The sequence below is a fragment of the Rhodococcus sp. IEGM 1379 genome (assembly GCF_030056815.1).
Classification (GTDB): Bacteria; Actinomycetota; Actinomycetes; order Mycobacteriales; family Mycobacteriaceae; genus Rhodococcus_F.
Map to the genome: position 1 here is coordinate 38,313 of NZ_JASHKR010000017.1, position 17,172 is coordinate 55,484.

Annotated in this window: 15 protein-coding genes and 1 riboswitch; of the genes, 6 read left to right on the plus strand and 9 right to left on the minus strand. The window is 60.5% G+C overall.

Annotation, left to right across the window (positions count from 1 at the left end):
• Positions 1-513 precede the first annotated feature (513 nt).
• Both QM600_RS12385 and QM600_RS12390 read right to left on the minus strand, forming a co-directional pair.
• A complete protein-coding gene (locus tag QM600_RS12385; protein WP_283261752.1) occupies positions 514-1,329 on the minus strand; it encodes an ABC transporter in 816 nt (271 codons plus the stop codon).
• A 36-nt stretch (positions 1,330-1,365) separates the two neighbouring features.
• Positions 1,366-1,680, minus strand: coding sequence for a DMT family transporter (locus QM600_RS12390; RefSeq protein ID WP_094271192.1), 315 nt, complete (start codon positions 1,678-1,680; stop codon positions 1,366-1,368).
• A gap of 13 nt (positions 1,681-1,693) precedes the next feature.
• Positions 1,694-1,756: riboswitch (guanidine-III (ykkC-III) riboswitch) on the minus strand.
• A 130-nt stretch (positions 1,757-1,886) separates the two neighbouring features.
• Here QM600_RS12390 and QM600_RS12395 point away from each other — a divergent pair.
• Both QM600_RS12395 and QM600_RS12400 read left to right on the plus strand, forming a co-directional pair.
• Entirely contained in the window at positions 1,887-2,594 is a 708-nt protein-coding gene (locus tag QM600_RS12395) for a response regulator transcription factor (protein ID WP_283261753.1), read from the plus strand.
• A complete protein-coding gene (locus QM600_RS12400; protein ID WP_283261754.1) occupies positions 2,591-4,045 on the plus strand; it encodes a sensor histidine kinase in 1,455 nt (484 codons plus the stop codon). Before QM600_RS12395 ends, QM600_RS12400 begins: the two co-directional genes overlap by 4 nt.
• A 67-nt stretch (positions 4,046-4,112) precedes the next feature.
• On the opposite strand, the gene QM600_RS12405 is transcribed toward QM600_RS12400, so the two are convergent.
• Both QM600_RS12405 and QM600_RS12410 read right to left on the minus strand, forming a co-directional pair.
• Positions 4,113-4,748, minus strand: a complete 636-nt coding sequence (locus QM600_RS12405) for a ScbR family autoregulator-binding transcription factor (RefSeq protein WP_283261755.1) — start codon at positions 4,746-4,748, stop codon at positions 4,113-4,115.
• 213 nt (positions 4,749-4,961) lie between these two features.
• Entirely contained in the window at positions 4,962-5,390 is a 429-nt protein-coding gene (locus QM600_RS12410; RefSeq protein WP_283261756.1) for an HIT family protein, read from the minus strand.
• A gap of 104 nt (positions 5,391-5,494) precedes the next feature.
• On the opposite strand from QM600_RS12410, the gene QM600_RS12415 reads away from it, so the two are divergent.
• Both QM600_RS12415 and QM600_RS12420 read left to right on the plus strand, forming a co-directional pair.
• Positions 5,495-6,721, plus strand: coding sequence for a bifunctional glycosyltransferase family 2/GtrA family protein (locus tag QM600_RS12415; protein ID WP_283261811.1), 1,227 nt, complete (start codon positions 5,495-5,497; stop codon positions 6,719-6,721).
• Positions 6,718-8,832: an ArnT family glycosyltransferase gene (locus tag QM600_RS12420; protein ID WP_283261757.1), complete on the plus strand. Its 2,115-nt coding sequence runs from the start codon at positions 6,718-6,720 to the stop codon at positions 8,830-8,832. Before QM600_RS12415 ends, QM600_RS12420 begins: the two co-directional genes overlap by 4 nt.
• 5 nt (positions 8,833-8,837) lie before the next feature.
• On the opposite strand, the gene QM600_RS12425 is transcribed toward QM600_RS12420, so the two are convergent.
• The 5 genes from QM600_RS12425 to QM600_RS12445 are packed head-to-tail and all read right to left on the minus strand — an operon-like array spanning position 8,838 to position 13,832.
• The gene (locus QM600_RS12425) at positions 8,838-9,485 is read right to left on the minus strand and encodes an ABC transporter ATP-binding protein (protein ID WP_283261758.1); all 648 of its coding nucleotides are present in this window, start codon (positions 9,483-9,485) and stop codon (positions 8,838-8,840) included.
• A 1-nt stretch (position 9,486) separates the two neighbouring features.
• Positions 9,487-10,392, minus strand: coding sequence for an ABC transporter ATP-binding protein (locus QM600_RS12430; RefSeq protein WP_283261759.1), 906 nt, complete (start codon positions 10,390-10,392; stop codon positions 9,487-9,489).
• Positions 10,389-11,210: an ABC transporter permease gene (locus tag QM600_RS12435; RefSeq protein WP_283261760.1), complete on the minus strand. Its 822-nt coding sequence runs from the start codon at positions 11,208-11,210 to the stop codon at positions 10,389-10,391. The genes QM600_RS12430 and QM600_RS12435 overlap by 4 nt, the downstream gene beginning before the upstream one ends.
• Positions 11,203-12,240 carry an ABC transporter permease gene (locus tag QM600_RS12440; RefSeq protein WP_502942955.1) on the minus strand — a complete coding sequence of 346 codons (1,038 nt, stop codon included), beginning with the start codon at positions 12,238-12,240 and terminating at the stop codon, positions 11,203-11,205. Before QM600_RS12440 ends, QM600_RS12435 begins: the two co-directional genes overlap by 8 nt.
• A complete protein-coding gene (locus QM600_RS12445; RefSeq protein ID WP_283261761.1) occupies positions 12,237-13,832 on the minus strand; it encodes an ABC transporter substrate-binding protein in 1,596 nt (531 codons plus the stop codon). The genes QM600_RS12440 and QM600_RS12445 overlap by 4 nt, the downstream gene beginning before the upstream one ends.
• A gap of 179 nt (positions 13,833-14,011) precedes the next feature.
• Between QM600_RS12445 and purD the strand changes: the two genes are divergently transcribed.
• A complete protein-coding gene (gene purD, locus QM600_RS12450) occupies positions 14,012-15,268 on the plus strand; it encodes a phosphoribosylamine--glycine ligase (RefSeq protein WP_283261762.1) in 1,257 nt (418 codons plus the stop codon).
• A 156-nt stretch (positions 15,269-15,424) separates the two neighbouring features.
• Positions 15,425-17,083, plus strand: coding sequence for a GMC oxidoreductase (locus QM600_RS12455; RefSeq protein WP_283261763.1), 1,659 nt, complete (start codon positions 15,425-15,427; stop codon positions 17,081-17,083).
• Positions 17,084-17,172: the final 89 nt, after the last annotated feature.

The following is a 17,172-nucleotide window of genomic DNA, read 5'->3' on the forward strand; positions in this document are numbered from 1 at the left end:
CAATGTTTCGACCGGCGTCCTGAGGCATCATCGACTGGCTTACCTTTCCTTTCGTCCCGGCACGTGCGGGCCATTTGTCCATTGTGCACTGAAATAGCTGTCACGCGGTATGTTTTTCGCGGAAGGGGTGGATTGTGGCCGAATCGGTTTCTATTGTTATCAATCGTCGGCGCTGTATCGCAATTGTTATGTTTGGCCGTGCATCACAATGGGTAAGCAGCTTAGCTGTGCTAAATCTGTTGGGCGCCAACATGTGACGGCCAACGATGTGACTGCGGTGCAAGATTTCTCGGCAACTGCACGAACGTTGCCGATATGGCCTATTCTCAGCGCCAGCGCACAATCTTGTACGTCTAACCCGAAGACAGTAAAGGGGATACGACAATGAACGGATTAATTGCCGCTCTGAACAGTGGTTTCACGCTTGGCCTCGCGAACACGATCTTGACTTTCGGTGGAATCATCATCAATCTCAATATCGTGATCAACAACTGATCTCACGGGTTGGATCTGTTATGCGGACTCGATCGGCAGGTCGGTTCCTGGGCGTTCACTCTTTCCCTTGAGCCACCGATTGGGGAGTTTGCTGGCGAGCTCGCCGAGGGGACCTACTGCCGCGCTGAGTATTTCGACGGTTTCCTGAAGTATCTCGATGCTTGCACTCATGCGTTCGAGGTTGGGTGCCAATGAGGTCAAGGTGTCGGAGAGTGCAACGATCTGGTCGAGAGGGCCGCCTTCGGCGATGAGTCGTTCGAATGCGCCGTTCTCGGCGAGCAGGGTCTCGAGAATTCCGTTTTCTGCGAGTGCGCGATCGATGACGCCGTCCTTGGCCGTCAAGCGTTCGACCGCGCCGTCTTGCGCAGTCAGTCTCTCGAGTGGTCCGTCTTCGGCCATCATTCGATCGAGGAGTCCGCCTGGTGCGAGAAGGCGTTCCAACGCTCCGTCCTCGGCGAGTACTCGATCCAGTGGGCCACCGGGCGCGAGAACGCGTTCGAGTGGACCGCCGGGTGCGAGAAGGCGTTCGAGTGTGCCGTCGGGAGCGGTTAACTTGTCGACCGGACCGCCTGGTGCCAAGAGTCGGTCGAGCGGTCCACCGGCGGCGAGTGCCTGACCGATCGGCCGATCATCCGCAGTCAGCGAGGACAGTTGCTGAATCATCTGCAGGGGGCCGCTGGGACTGGCCAAAGACGCTGCGCCGACCGTGGCCGCACCAGGGTTGGTGACGACCATCCGCATTGTTGTCACCGTAAGTTCGGCAATACCCAGGCTAATTTTTGTAGCAGCGATACCCGCCCGTAACGGGAGCGTGAGTATCTCGGCCAGTTTCATCGATTAACTGTAACCGGTAACACACAAATACTGGAGCTAGTGCAGAACCTTCAGTCCGACCACTGCGCCGATGATGACGAGGATCAACAGAACCTTCATGATCGAGGACGACTCGGTGCCGGTCAGCATCGCGTAACCGACGGTCAATGAGGCGCCGATGCCGACCCAGACGGCATACGCCGTGCCGATCGGCAGCGTGCGCATGGCATATGCGAGTCCGGCCATGCTGACGATGAGACCCAGGACAAACACCACAGTGGGTGCCAGCTTGCTGAATCCTTCGGACTTTCCCAGTGCGGTCGCCCACACGGCTTCGAACAAACCGGAAATGACGAGAACGATCCAAGCCATGACAAAAAACTCCTCGGCACCGTCTTTTCGCTGGCCGGGTACGGTGCGCTCGTCCGGATGTCATTCTCGACGTTCCTCCACGATAGCAACAGAGCTTGCCTTGTCAGTCGATGCAAGTGGTCAGATCGGTCATCCTGGGCTGTGCTCACAGGAACCTCCCAGGGAATGCACAGTGTGAATCCAGTGGGAGGGGAGAAGATGGTCTTGTGACCGACAAGACCGTTGAAGCCAGAATTCTCGTCGTCGACGATGAACCCACCATCGTGGAGTTGCTCTCCGTGAGCCTTCGCTTTCAAGGATTCGAGGTAGCCACAGCATCGGGTGGCGCCGAGGGGCTCGATGTGGCGCGGGGGTTCCGCCCCGACGCCATAATTCTGGACGTGATGATGCCGGGAATGGACGGCTTCGGTCTGCTCCGCCGCCTACGCGCGGACGGTGTCGACGCTCCGGTCCTCTTTCTCACGGCGAAGGACGCCCTTGACGACAAGATCACCGGACTCACACTCGGTGCTGACGACTATGTGACCAAGCCTTTCAGTCTCGAAGAGGTAGTGACCAGACTGCGGGTAATCCTGCGCCGGGCAGGACGGGGCGTCGCGCCGCAGCAGTCGGCTCGGGTGAAATTCGCAGACATCGAACTCGACGACGATACGCGCGAGGTGTGGAAGAGCGGCGAACTTGTGTCGCTCTCACCGACCGAGTTCACACTGCTGCGGTACTTCATGGTCAATGCCGGCACGGTACTGAGCAAGCCGCGCATCCTCGATCATGTCTGGAACTACGACTTCGGTGGTGAGGTCGGTGTGGTCGAGTCTTACGTTTCCTACCTACGACGAAAAGTCGATACCGGCGAGACTCCGTTGATTCATACCTTGCGCGGCGTCGGTTACGTGATGCGCGAACCTAGGCAATGACCACGAACTCGCAATCCGAAAAGTCCTCTTCGAGAAGGCTTTCCCGATTGCATGGGCTATCGCTCCGATTCACGCTCGTAGCCGCCCTGCTGGTATTGGCTGGTCTCGGCTTGCTTGCGTCGGGAGTTGCGGTTACGTCGGCGCTCGAGAACTCGTTGACGCAACGCACCGACAAGACGCTGTACGAGGCCATCGACGGTTGGGCGAGGCCCCATTCGCGAGATGTCCAGCCCCCCAGCGATGTCGGGCCGAATACCAGACCGCCGAGTCCGTTCTTCGTTCGAACGGTAACCGCTGACGGACGCGTCATCGTTCTCAACGATCAACCGTCGACGCGGACGGAACCCGATTTGTCCGTCGACGCGACAAACGGTCCCGTTACTACCGGGTCGAACGACGGTTCCGATGTGCAGTGGCGTGTGCTGACAATCGTGAGAGACGGAACGACCACAACAATTGCGGTACGCCTCACGGATATCGAGCAAACCGTCGACGATTTGATCAGACTGCAATTCGGCATCGGCATCGTGGTGTTGCTCGTGCTCGGCGGGGGTGCTTACTTTGTAGTCGGTCGGAGTCTGCGACCGCTTGTGGAGGTCGAGGAAACTGCCGCAGCTATCGCCGCCGGCGATCTGCATCGTCGCGTTCCAGAATGGGACGATCGTACAGAAGTTGGACGATTGTCCCTGGCGCTCAACGGAATGCTGACTCAAATCCAGAGCGCATTCTCCTCGACGGAGGCTTCGGAGGAATCAGCGAGACGATCGGAAGAGAGGATGCGTCGTTTTGTCGGTGATGCCAGCCACGAGCTACGAACCCCGCTGACCACGATTCGCGGATTCGCGGAGTTGTATCGCCAAGGAGCTATGACGGACACGGCAACGCTGATGAATCGCATCGAAGGTGAGGCGTCGCGGATGGGTCTGCTGGTCGAAGACCTCTTGATGCTCGCCAGGCTCGACGAGCAGCGGCCACTCGCGATGAGGCAGGTGGATCTCCTTGCCGTTGCAGCAGATTCGGTTCAGGCTGCCCGAGCGATTGCGCCGGACAGAACGGTCACGTTGCAGATGACCGGAGGCCCAGGCACCCCTGAAGTGATCGGTGACGAAGCACGACTTCGGCAGATCGTCGCAAACCTTGTCGGCAACGCAATCAAACACACACCACCGGATGCCGAGATCACCATCCGATTGGGCACAACCGAAAGCAATGCCGTGATCGAAGTTTCGGATACCGGACATGGTTTGAGCGAGGAAGATGCTTCCCGAATCTTCGAGAGATTCTATCGGGCAGACACGTCTCGCACACGAGAGACCGGCGGAGCAGGTCTAGGGTTGTCCATCGTGTCGGCGTTGGTTGCGGCTCATCAGGGAACGGTAACCGTGACGAGTAGACCCGGAGATGGAGCGACCTTCCGCGTCGAACTGCCACGCGACGGGCATGACGATTGATCAGTTCATCGCCGGAAAGATCGTGGGTTACTTGTCAGTAGTGCGGCGAACTTCCGGCGACGAAACTTCAGGCTGCGTAGGAATCGAGTCGGGTTCGAACAATTGTATCGATGTCGTTGCGGCGCTTGTCCGACACCACACCGGCAAGAAGCAACGCAAATAGTTCGTCGACGCGTTCGTCGAGGTCTGCTCGTCGGGTCAAGACATTCGAGATTAGTTGCACACCCATGAAAGTTGACGTGATGACGCGACCCATCGCTTCCGGAGTGATCTCGGCGCGGATGTCACCTTGGCGTTGAGCGATTTCCGAAAGTCGTTGCAGTTCTCGAATCCAGCTGAGATACGGATCGAGTTGCCTGTCAGTCGCGTTGAGTTCCAGAGTGAGTCGAATGCCGGCGCGTACTACAGGATCGGAGGTCAACTGCCGAGCAATTTCGTTGCAGACCATGATGACCTGCTCCAATGCCGGCGCTCCCGTGGCGGCCACGTCGGTGAACGATGCGAGAGATATCCGATGCTGCTCTTCGATGATGGCCTGAGCCAAGTCATCTTTGGAAGAGAAATGAAAGTAGACCGCGCCCTTGGTCATCCGTGATGCCGACACGATGTCGTTCATGCTGGTGCTGCCGTATCCAGTAATTTCGAACCGGTCAGCCGCACCACGGAGAATCTGTTGGCGACTGATTTTGGCACGTTCCTGCATTTGGTTCCGTTTCCTCCGAGTGATCCCCGACTGATGTGCCCGTTGGGCCTTGGGTCCTTCGACCAGTGCCCAACGGTAGCAGCGAAACTCGTTGTTGTGCGACGGCCAAAACGGACTGTTCGGAATGTGGAATAGCAGGTCAGGGTCGGTGAGCGAGACAAAATGGACCGTCGCGACTTCGGAGAGATTGCGACGGGCGTTCTCAGCTAACCGTCAGCGCGTCGAGACTTTGCTCGCGTGACCGAGTTCCCCGAGCGCAGCCTTGAGTCGTGATTGTGCGTCTTCGAGCGACTCGGCAGTCGGCGAGGGATCCGCGCCACTGATGTCGAAATTGCCCATGTCGTAAGCCGGAAAAACATGGACATGCAGATGCGGGACTTCCAACCCGGCGATCAGAAGTCCCGCGCGGGGCGCATCGAAAGCTTTGCGCACGGCCTGCCCCATCGTGCGGGCAACCGAGGTGACTTTGGCGAAGAGTTCAGGATCGACGTCCTGCCACTGATCAACCTCGGCGCGCGGAACCACCAGTACGTGGCCCTGCGTGACCGGAGCGATCGTGAGAAAGGCCACGACGTCGTCGTCTTCCCACACGAAACGTCCTGGTAGATCTCCGTTGATTATGGCGCTGAAGACTGAAGGCATACCTCGAAGGTTATCCCGCACAGTGGTTGCCAGGAAACTCCCAGGCTGTATCCAGAGTGGCCGAAGCCTGTCAGTCAATCCTGGGACGCATGACGACTGAAGCCATGCAGACTGCGGGCAGCACGGACGCCGACGCGGTCGCCGCGAAAACGGTAGTGCTGGACGTGGTCGTTCCGGTATACAACGAGGAAGCCGGGCTCGAAACATGCGTTCGGCGCCTGCGCCACCATCTCCGCACGCAGGTTCCCTTTCCGGCCCGAATCACGGTCGCCGATAACGCCAGTGTCGACCGGACACTGGCGATTGCGCAGAAGTTGGCGGACGAATTCGACGACGTTCGCGTCGTGCATCTCGAGGAGAAGGGACGCGGCCGGGCGCTGCGCCAGGTCTGGAGTGCATCCGACGCGGACGTCGTCGCCTATATGGATGTGGATCTCTCCACCGACCTCAATGCGCTGATGCCGTTGATCGCGCCCTTGTTGTCCGGCCATTCGGATATCGCGATCGGTTCTCGGTTGGCACGTTCGTCTCGGGTGGTCCGTGGCCCCAAGCGTGAGTTCATCTCGCGCAGTTACAATCTCATCTTGCGCAGTGCACTGCATGCGCGCTTCTCCGACGCTCAGTGTGGTTTCAAAGCCATGCGCGTCGACGTTGCGCGCCAACTACTTCCGTTGGTCGAAGACACCGGCTGGTTTTTCGACACCGAGTTGTTGGTGTTGGCGGAGCGTGCCGGGATGCGGATTCACGAAGTTCCGGTGGACTGGGTCGACGACCCGGACAGTCGTGTCGACATCGTGGCCACCGCCGTCGCGGACCTCAAAGGGGTGGTGCGCGTGGGGCGGGCATTGTCGACGGGCTCATTGCCAATGGCGGAGCTTCGGGTGAGCTTCGGCCGTGAACCGCTGGTTCCCGGTGTACCTCGCGGGATGGTGGGGCAGCTGGCGAGGTTTGCCGTCGTCGGTGTCATCTCGACGGTGGCTTATGCACTGTTGTACCTGGCGTTGCATTCGGTCATGGGCGCTCAGTGGGCCAACGCAATTTCGCTGCTCATCACCGCCGTCTTCAATACGGCGGCCAACCGTGCTTTCACCTTCGGTGTTCGCGGCGTGGAAGGCTCTGCACGACATCAGATGCAGGGACTGCTCGTCTTCGGATTCGGACTTTTCCTCACCAGTGGATCGTTGTTCCTGTTGCATTCCTTTGCCCCGGGAGCATCCAAGCACGTTGAACTTGCCGTTCTCGTGATCGCCAATCTTGTTGCCACAGTGAGTCGGTTTATCGCACTGCGCTGGGTCTTCCGTTCCACACAATCTGTAGGAGTCAATCGATGACAGCCATTGCCGAGCGGGAAAGCGTCGCCACGCCTGTACCCGAACCGTCGCATTCGGTACGTTGGGAACCCTGGGCACTAGGTGTACTTCTTCTCGGTACCGGTGTTGCCTACATCTGGGGCCTCGGAGCTTCCGGTTGGGCAAATTCCTTCTATGCCGCTGCCGTACAGGCCGGTTCGGTGTCGTGGAAGGCCTTCTTCTTCGGCTCCTCCGACGCAGCGAATTCGATCACCGTCGACAAGCCGCCGATGTCGCTGTGGCTGATGTCGTTGTCCGTGAGAATCTTCGGGCTCAACTCCTGGGCGATGCTGGTGCCGCAAGCGCTGCTGGGCGTCGGTTCGGTGGCACTCCTGTGGGCCACTGTTCGCCGGTACTTCGGTGCTGCGGCCGGGCTGCTGTCTGGTCTCGTTTTGGCGCTCACTCCTGTTGCCGCACTGATGTTCCGGTTCAATAATCCGGATGCGATGCTGGTTCTCATCATGGTCGCCGCGGTGTGGGCGATGATGCGCGCGGTCCAGGACGGACGTACCCGATGGCTCGTGTTGGTCGGGGTGTTCTGCGGCTTCGGATTTTTGACCAAACAGTTGCAGGTCATGCTCGTCGTGCCGCCGTTGGCGCTGACCTATCTGATTGCCGGTCCGCCGAAGCTGGGTAAGCGCGTGCTGCAATTGTTCGCCGCGCTCGGCGGCATGATCGTCTCCGCCGGCTGGTGGTTGGCGATCGTCGAATTGTGGCCGGCGGATTCGCGTCCCTGGATCGGCGGGTCGCAGAACAACTCAATCCTCGAATTGACCTTCGGCTACAACGGATTGGGACGATTGAGTGGCAACGAGACCGGCAGTGTCGGTGGCGGCGGAATGCGGACTGCCGGTGACGCTGCGGGAGCTGCTGCGGGTGGATTCCCCGGGATGGGCGATGTTGCAGGTGGTATGGCTCCAGGTGGTGGGGGTGGCGGTATGTGGGGAACTGCCGGTATCAGCCGGATGTTCGAATCTGCACAAGGCGGCCAGATCGCATGGTTGATTCCCGCCGCTCTGATCCTCTTCATTGCTGGAATTATGCTGCGAGGCAAAGCTCCTCGTGTAGATACGCAACGTGCGTCGTTCATCGTGTGGGGTCTCTGGTTGTTGGTGACGGGACTGACTTTCAGTTTTATGGCCGGCATCTTCCACGCGTACTACACAGTGGCGCTGGCACCGGCGATTGCCGCACTGGTTGGATCGGGTTCCGTGCTGCTGTGGCGTCACCGCGAAACATTCTGGGTCCGTATCGTATTGGCACTTTCGCTGGCCGCGACGGTGGCGATGGCCTGGGTGCTGCTCGGACGCACACCTTCGTTTGTCCCGTGGCTGAGGTGGACCGTTCTGTTAGTCGGCATTATGGCCGCAGTTGCAATGCTGATCCCGAAGGTAACCCGAGGACGAGTCGGGGTAGCGGTGATATTCGCGGCCCTGTTCACCGGGCTGGCCGGTCCGACCGCCTATGCGATCGACACGATCAACACTTCGCATACCGGTTCGATAGTCTCGGCTGGTCCTAGCGTCGAGGGAGGAATGGGTGGCCGCGGTGGATTCGGCGGTATGCCAGGCGGTATGCCAGGCGGTATGGCAGACGGCGGTAGCCGTCGAATGGATGGCGGCAGCGCCGGTGCGGCGACGGTTCCGGGAATGGGCACAGCACCCACCGGTATAGGCCAGGTACGGGGAACGGTCGCCGAGGGTGCAGGCGGGGCAATGGGCGGCGGTGCCGGGGGTGGCCTACTGCAGGGCAGTACACCCAGCGCAGAGTTGGTGGCGAAGCTCGAACAAGACGCGGACCAGTTCACCTGGGTAGCAGCAGCAATCGGATCCAACAGTGCATCCGGTTATCAGCTTGCCACCCAGTCTCCGGTGATGGCGATCGGAGGATTCAACGGTAGCGATCCGTCGCCGACGCTCGAACAGTTCCAGCAGTACGTTGCCGACGGGAAGATTCACTTCTTCATTGGCGGCGGCGGGATGGGTGGCGGCATGAACGCCGAGGGAACGGCGACCGCGATATCAACCTGGGTGACCGAGAACTTTACGGCCACAACGGTGGACGGTGTGACCCTCTACGACCTGACTGCCTGATCCCGCTATGCCCGAATGCCGTCGAGGTCGTGTACCTGCTCGCAGCAGGCCAAGAGTAGGTCACAATCATGACTGATGAGTAGCACTCCCATGCCGGCTTCGGTGGCTCGACGCTCGATCAATCTCACGAGGGATGCGGTGGTCGCAGCGTCGAGCATCGCCGTCGCCTCGTCGCAGATGAGGTACTTGGGTTGCTGCGCCAATGATCTCGCGAGCGCTGCGCGTTGCAGCTGGCCGTCGCTCACCTGATGGGGACGACGCGTCAGGAGATCGGGAGTGAGCCCGACTTCTGATGCCAGGGCTTCGATGTCGATGGTTCGCCGTGCAATGTCGGCAGGTTGGCTGATGATGCGAGACAATGTGTGACGGGGATCTGTTGCGGCACGGGGAGACTGGAAGAGCATGGAGACGGCGCCCCTCAGCGCACCGGGTACACCGAATTTGGTGCCGGCGACGGGGGTGCCGTCGATATGAACTTCGCCCGACCACGGGGCGTCCAAGGAGGCGAGAATCCTTGCCAACGTGGATTTTCCGGTACCGGACGGGCCGGTCAAGCCGATCAATTGTCCGGCCGGGATCTCGAGAGAGACGTTGTCGAGTACCGACCGGCCTCGCTCGTAGCCGAAAATAATGTTGCGTCCGTGCAAGCTCATCTCAGATCACCTTTCGCAGTGTGCGGTAGGTGCGTTCGCCGAGCGTGACAAGTTCGGTCGGTCCGCCGGATTGGGTGGACTCCGGTCGACGCAGATAGTAGACGCAGTCGTCGGGGAGGTCCGTCAACTGCGGTGGTGATCCGGGAATGGGATTCAGTCCGCGGGACGGCAAGGCGCCGATCAGGTCCTGTGTGTAGTCGTGGAGTGGATCCTGCAGTACCTGCGCGGCGGGCCCGATTTCCATGATGCGTGAGGCATACATGACGGCCAGGCGATCCGCTATCTTGTTGTGGATCAAGGACGACAGGTCATGGGTAATGAGTAGGACGGCTGCGCCTTCGTCGGCACATTCGCGGAGGAGACCGAGGATATGGTCGGTGAGGGTGCGGTCGAGGTTGGCAGTCGGTTCGTCGGCCACGATCACCGACGGATTTCCGGCCAGTGCGCCGGCGATGGCAACTCGCTGCGCCATACCGCCGGAGAGTTCATGGGGGTAGCAGTCGAGGGCTGAAGGTTCGAGTCCGACTCGCCTCGCCAACCCGTCGCAGGTGTGATTGCTGCCGAGAGTGCTGATCGTCTCCTGTAGCTGTGATCGCGCGGTCCGCACGGGGGTGAGATATGTTGCGGCAGATTGAGGAACGAGCGCAGCATGCCGGCCCCGGAACGGAGTGCCGGAGAAGACGTCGATATCTCCGACCGTGATACTGCCTGTTCTTCGTGTATCCGGTGGCAGCATGTTCATCACCGAGGTGGCGATGATGGACTTGCCACAGCCAGACTCGCCGACAAGTGCAGTGATCGTCCCGTTGTGGACGTCGAGGTCGATATCGCTGGCGGCGTGGACAACCGAGCCGTCGGCCAGTGGTATTCGGACGGTGAGCGAGTTGATATGTAGGCCGGTTGTCACAGTCTCAGCTCCGATGGTCGCGGGGGTGTGAGCATTGATCGCAGCGCCGAACCAGCGATTGCTACTGCGACGGTTGCGATCACGAGTACGGCAGCCGGGAATACCAGAGTCCACCAGCCACTGAGCAGTAGGGAGCCTCGAGCTTCTTCGAGAAGTGTTCCCAGACTGGGTTTGTGGGGCGGTAATCCGAATCCGAGGAACGACAGGGTGGACTCGTGCCACACCGCGTGGGGGAGGAGAAGAACCACAGCGATCAGTGCCTGGGGTGCGGCGGCCGGGACGAGGTGACGCATGATCACGTGCCGCCGACTCGCGCCCGCAAGGATGGCCGCGTCGATGTACGGACGCTCGCGCAGGCTCAAGATTTCGCCGCGAATGATGCGCGCCACCTGAGTCCAGTGAGTGAGCGCGATTGAGAGCACGATGGCCGCGATGCTTCCGCGGAACATTGCGACGATGACGATGCCGAGCAGTAGATGGGGGAGGGCGTTGACAGCGTCGTTGCTGCGCATGACAATTCGGTCTACCCAGCCGCCGATCAAACCCGCGGTGGTACCGACGGCTACACCGATCACAGTGGTCAATAGGGCACAAGCGAGGGCGATGAGCAGGGACGTGCGAATGCCGGCGGCAATGCGTACAAACAGGTCTCGGCCGGCCGAGTCCGTGCCGAACGGATGGGCGAGCGACGGCGCCAACCGTGCTTGGGCGAAATCGGTGACGCGGTCGTCGACATCCGCGATCCATGGCACAAATGCCGCATAGAGCGCGATGAGGATCAGGACACCGACGGCGATCTTGAAACGTCTCTCAGCCATCTGTGTTCACTCTCGGGTCGATTACGGCAACAACGACGTCGGCAAGGAGCGAACCCAGCATGACGGTGAACGTTGTTCCGACGGTGAGGAATGCGAGCAGTGCCATGTCGAGATCGCGAGCCGACGAGACGATGGCACCGGCGATTCCCGGCCAACTGAACACTTCCTCGACCAGTACTGCGCCGACGATCAATTCGGGTAAACGCACCCCGATGATGTTGACGAACGGAGCGAGCGACGTCGGAAGGATATGGCGCTTCGTGATTGTCGGTGCCGGGATTCCACGTGCGACGGCGCCAGCTACAAAACCTTCTCCGGCCGCCCCTGCCACGGACTCGCGGACTGCCAGTAGCAGCCACGGCATTTGAGAGATCGCGAGCACTGCCACCGGAAGTATCAGGTGGCGAATAACCTGTCCAGCGGTGGGATCGGCACCACCGTCCGTCAATCCGGCGACGGGCAACCAACCGAGGGCTAACGCGAAGAGCGCAATTGCGCCTAACGACATGACAAACGGAGGAAGTCCCTGAACGACGACGCACAGGCCTGACACGGTTTTGTCCAGGAACCCGCCCTTGCGAATTCCGGCGAGAACGCCCAGCGTGAGTGAGGCGAGAATCGCGATCATCAGGCTGATACCGACCAGAAGGAGTGTCCACGGCAAACGCTCGGAAATGACTTGGGAAACAGGTTGATTGAACGATCGGGAGATTCCCAGATCCCCGGTGAGCACTCCCTGTAGCCACGTCCAGTACGTGCTGTACCAGGGGTTGCCGAAGCCCATCTGTGAGGCGATCAGAGCCTTGTCTGCCTCGCTGGTCGTCATGTAGCGCGAACCGAGATAGCCCACCAGGGGGTCGAAAGGTGACATCGCCGCGGCAGCAAACAATCCGGTGGACACGACCACGATTACGGGAACGACGAACAACATCCGCCGAACTGCCATCGTGAGGATGGCGCGTCGGCGAGAGCTGTGGGTTCCATCCGGATGTGTTGCCGGGGCGCCAGTTCGGACGTCGATGGCTGTCACTGTTCTTGTGTCCAGCTCTGCAGGGACCACCACGGACCCCACGTCACACCGTGAGCATGAGGTTCGAGCACCGGTCCGGACATCCTCCAGTCGGAATCTTTCGAGACATACGTGTGGTCGAGGAAGACCAGGTACACGTAGCCGGGATCGTCGACGTAGGCCTGCTGCACATCTCGGTACGCGGCATCGCGAATGGCTGGGTCGAGGCTGCGTCGGCCGACGTCGAGTCCAGCATCGACAACGGGGTTCGAGTAGTCACTCGGATTGTTGTAGATGCTCCCCACCCCGGGCGCGATGTACTTCGAATCGAGCGCGTTGTAGGCCTGAGTATCGGGATCGAAGGGCTCGTCGCCGCCGCCGAGCAGTGTGGAGTCCAGGTTGATTCGTGGGTCGATGCGATCCCACGACAGTGCTTCCAGATCTACTTCGACGCCGATACCGAGTGCGTCGGAAGCGAAGGCCTGCGCCAGATCTCGACGAACAGTATCCACGGAGTTGTACATGATCGTGAACTGCGCGCGCTGCCCGTTTTTCGAGCGGATGCCATCGCTGCCTTCGAGCCAGCCGGCTTCGGTGAGTATCTGCGCGGCGCGGTCCGGGTCGTAGGCAAACGTGGCATTCGGGTTGTAGGACGAGCCGTAGACCTCGGGAATCGGAGTGGCGGCGACGCGGCCGTGTCCGCCGAGAACGTTGTCGATCATGGACTGGCGGTTGGCTGCGAGGTTCAGAGCCATGCGCATCGCCTTGTCGCCGACCACAGGGTTGTTTGTCGGCAGGGAGACTCCACGCCAGTCTGCCGACTGATGAGCGGTGACCGACATGCCGTCACGATCGGCAAACGTATTGGCCAGGAGTGGAGGAAGGTTGGTCCCGTCGATCTCGCCGGACATCATGCGCTGGGCTCGGGTGTTGTCGTCGGGGACGTACAAGAGTGTGAGTTTCCTGATCCGGGGTTCGCCGCCCCAGTAGTTTTTGTTGGCCGCGAACACCGCACGATCCGGTGACAGGTCTACCAATGTGTACGGGCCGGTGCCGATCGGTTGGGTGTTCAGCGTCGACTCGGCAGCAAGGCCGGGTGTCGCCACGGACTCCGAAGGAACTATGCCGATCAGCATCTTGGTGAGCAGAGGGGCGTAGGAATACGCCAGACGGAACTCGACGGTGCGCTCGTCTAGCGCGACGACATCGCTGATCATGTCGAACGACGACTTCGCTTCGGACGCCGATGCCGGATCGAGGATCGCCTTGTAGGTGGCGGCGACGTCGGCGGCGTCGAAGGTGGAGCCGTCGGAGAACGTGACACCGCTGCGGAGTTCGACGGTCCAGATGGTGGCGTCCGAGTTGGCCGTCGGAACATTTGCGGCGAGGGCCGGTTCGAAACCGGGCATTCCGGCGCCGCCGGTGAGGCGGACCAGACCGTCGTACATCTTGGCTTCGCCGGCCGCGCCGAAGCCGGCGACGGGGTTGTATCCGCCCAATTCGTAGCCGTCGGCAAGCACGAGGCCGTCGTCGGAGGGGGCCGAGGGACTACTGCAGGATGCGACCAACAGTGCGCCCGCGAGTGTCAGGACGCTGGTTCGGGTCAGATTCACTGGTGTCCTTTCGTGACGAACAGACGTCAATTACATCTGTTCACCTATTCAGATATTCATATGATGTCATCTCGAACCGGATATTTCGCCCGTCGTTGGAAGTCGGTTCAGGCTGGTGCAAGAAGCCCCAGGTGGAACACACTGACAGCGTGGGCAATGCCGGGCCGTAGTCTGTTCACGTGCGCGTACTCGTAATCGGCTCCGGAGCCCGTGAACATGCCCTCCTTCTCTCTCTCGCTCGCGATCCAGGTGTCACGGCCCTGATCTGCGCACCTGGCAATGCCGGGATCGCAAAAATCGCCGAGCAACACCCGGTCGACGTCGCTTCAGGTGAAGCCGTCACTGCTTTGGCGCAGAAAGTCGAAGCCGACCTCGTTGTCATCGGTCCTGAGGTTCCGCTGGTCCTCGGTGTCGCCGACGCAGTGCGCGCCGCTGGTATCGCCTGCTTCGGACCGTCAGCTGATGCAGCCCGCATCGAAGGATCCAAGGCATTCGCCAAGGACGTGATGGCTGTCGCCGGCGTGAAGACTGCGCACAGCGAGATCGTCGACAACCCGGCCAAGCTCGACGAAGCTCTCGATCGTTTCGGCCCCAACTGGGTGGTCAAGGACGACGGGCTCGCTGCAGGTAAGGGCGTTGTCGTCACCACGGACCGCGTCGCAGCCCGCGATCACGCTGCTGAATTGCTCGAACTCGGGCACCCCGTCCTGCTCGAATCCTTCCTCGACGGTCCCGAGGTTTCCCTCTTCTGTCTCGTTGACGGCGAGACGGTTGTCCCGCTGCTGCCCGCGCAGGATCACAAGCGCGTCGGCGACGGCGACAGCGGCCCCAACACCGGCGGTATGGGCGCTTACACGCCGTTGCCGTGGTTGCCCGACGAGATGGTCACGCAGATCGTCGACGACGTCGTGAAGCCTGTCGCCGCAGAGTTGGTTGCGCGCGGAAGTGGATTCTCCGGACTTCTCTACGCCGGCCTCGCCATGGGCGTCGACGGACCGGCTGTGGTCGAGTTCAACTGCCGATTCGGTGACCCGGAAACTCAGGCTGTTCTGGCCCTGCTCGAAACACCGCTGGGTGGACTCCTCAATGCGACATCCACCGGCACTCTCGATTCCGTGGGCCCGCTCCAGTGGCGCGACGGTAGTGCGGTCACCGTCGTGATTGCTGCCGAGAACTACCCGGCAACTCCGCGCACGGGCGACGTGATCACCGGAGCGGACGCCGACGGCGTTCTGCACGCGGGTACCAAGAAGCGTGAAGACGGTGCCGTCGTCTCTGCCGGCGGGCGTGTGCTGAGTGTTGTCGGAGTAGGTAAAGATCTCACCGAAGCGCGTGACGACGCGTACGCCAAGATCGCGAATGTGAAGCTTCCCGGTGGACACTTCCGGACCGATATCGGGCTCAGTGCAGTCGAAGGACGTATTGCTCTACCCTGATTCGTTTTCTCGTGCGGTGGCCGGTGAACCTAAGGTTCACCGGCCATTTTTGTGGAAAATTGACACTTGTTCCATATTACCGACCAGTAATGCTCCGCTGGTTCCGTTGCGGACGGTATATCTCTGCGCAGGGGCTACCGAACGAGAAGGAATCACTTGAGCATTCGCACTGGATCAAAGGACCGACACGGGCGTACCACTTCGGCGCTCTCGCGTAGAAACTTCCTTGCCGCAACAGGATTAGCTGTAGGTGCTGCTGCGCTGTCATCCACGTGGACAACTGCGGCGGCCGCACCGCGTCGGGCATTGGGCGACGGCGACCGCGTGCCCGCGCTAGTCATCGGCAGTGGCTACGGCGGAGCCGTCACAGCACTCCGACTGACGCAAGCCGGTATCGACACGCACATGGTCGAGATGGGCAAGGCCTGGACCACGCCGGGATCGGACGGAAAGATCTTCTGCCCGACGCTATCGCCGGACGGACGGTCGACGTGGCTCAGAGATCGCACAGTGCAACCGGTTTCGCATTTCTCCGGTGGTTCGGTTGACAAGAACATCAGCAAATACGTGGGTGTTCTTGATGCCGAAGACTTTGGTGGGATCAAGGTCTACCAGGGCCGCGGGGTAGGTGGTGGGTCGCTGGTCAACGGCGGTATGGCGGTGACGCCGAAGCGCAACTACTTCGAAGAGATCCTGCCCGACGTCGATTCCGACGAGATGTACTCGACCTACTTCCCGAAGGCAAACGCCGCACTGGGAGTAAACAACATCGATGCGGCGTGGTTCGAGTCGACCGAATACTACAAGTTTGCGCGAACGGGTCGCAAAACCGCTCAGAGGTCCGGATTCTCAACGGTATTCGTGCCTAACGTGTACGACTTCAACTACATGAAGCAGGAAGCCGCCGGCCAGGTGACCAAGTCCGCGTTGGCATCCGAGGTCATCTACGGAAACAACGCCGGCAAGAAGTCCCTCGACAAGACGTATCTCGCGCAGGCATCGGCGACCGGCAGGCTCACAATCACCACGCTGCACGTCGTGACCGAGGTGAAGCCGGCAACCACCGGTGGTGGGTACCAGGTGGTGATGAACCAGATCAACGAGCAGGGCAATGTCATCGGCACGAAGACCGTGACAGCGGACAAAGTCTTCTTCGCGGCCGGCAGCGTCGGAACGAGCAAGCTCCTGGTATCGATGAAAGCGCAAGGGCAACTGGCCAACCTGCCTGGAGCTGTCGGCCAGGAATGGGGCCACAACGGCAACGTGATGGTGGCCCGCGCCAATCACATGTGGGATGCAACAGGGGCGAAGCAAGCGTCGATACCGGTGATGGGCATCGACAACTGGGCGGATCCCACGGCGCCTGTGTTCGCAGAAATCGCGCCCTTCCCGGCGGGTACGGAACTGTGGGTGAGCTTGTACCTGGCAATTGCCAAGAACCCCGAACGTGCGCAGTTCAAGTACAACTCGTCAACTGGCAAGGTTGGGCTGAATTGGCAACGCTCGCAGAACCAGCCGTCGATCAACATGGCGAAGAAGATGTTCGACAAGATCAACTCGAAGGAAGGCACCATCTACCGGACCGATCTCTTCGGCCCGGTGCAGACCTGGGGCGATCAGCTCACGTACCATCCGCTCGGTGGCTGTGTTCTCGGTAAGGCGACTGACAACTACGGACGACTTCCCGAGTATCCCGGGCTCTATGTCATGGACGGTGCCCTCGTTCCGGGCAATGTCGGTGTCAACCCGTTTGTCACCATTACCGCACTGGCAGAACGGAATATCGAGAACATCATCGCGAACGACATGAACTAGCTTTTGAACGCGACGTGCACACCGGGGCAGTCTTCTTCCCCGGTGAGCACGTCGTTGTTTCTACGCCGGAACTCCTCGCAGGCCAATTG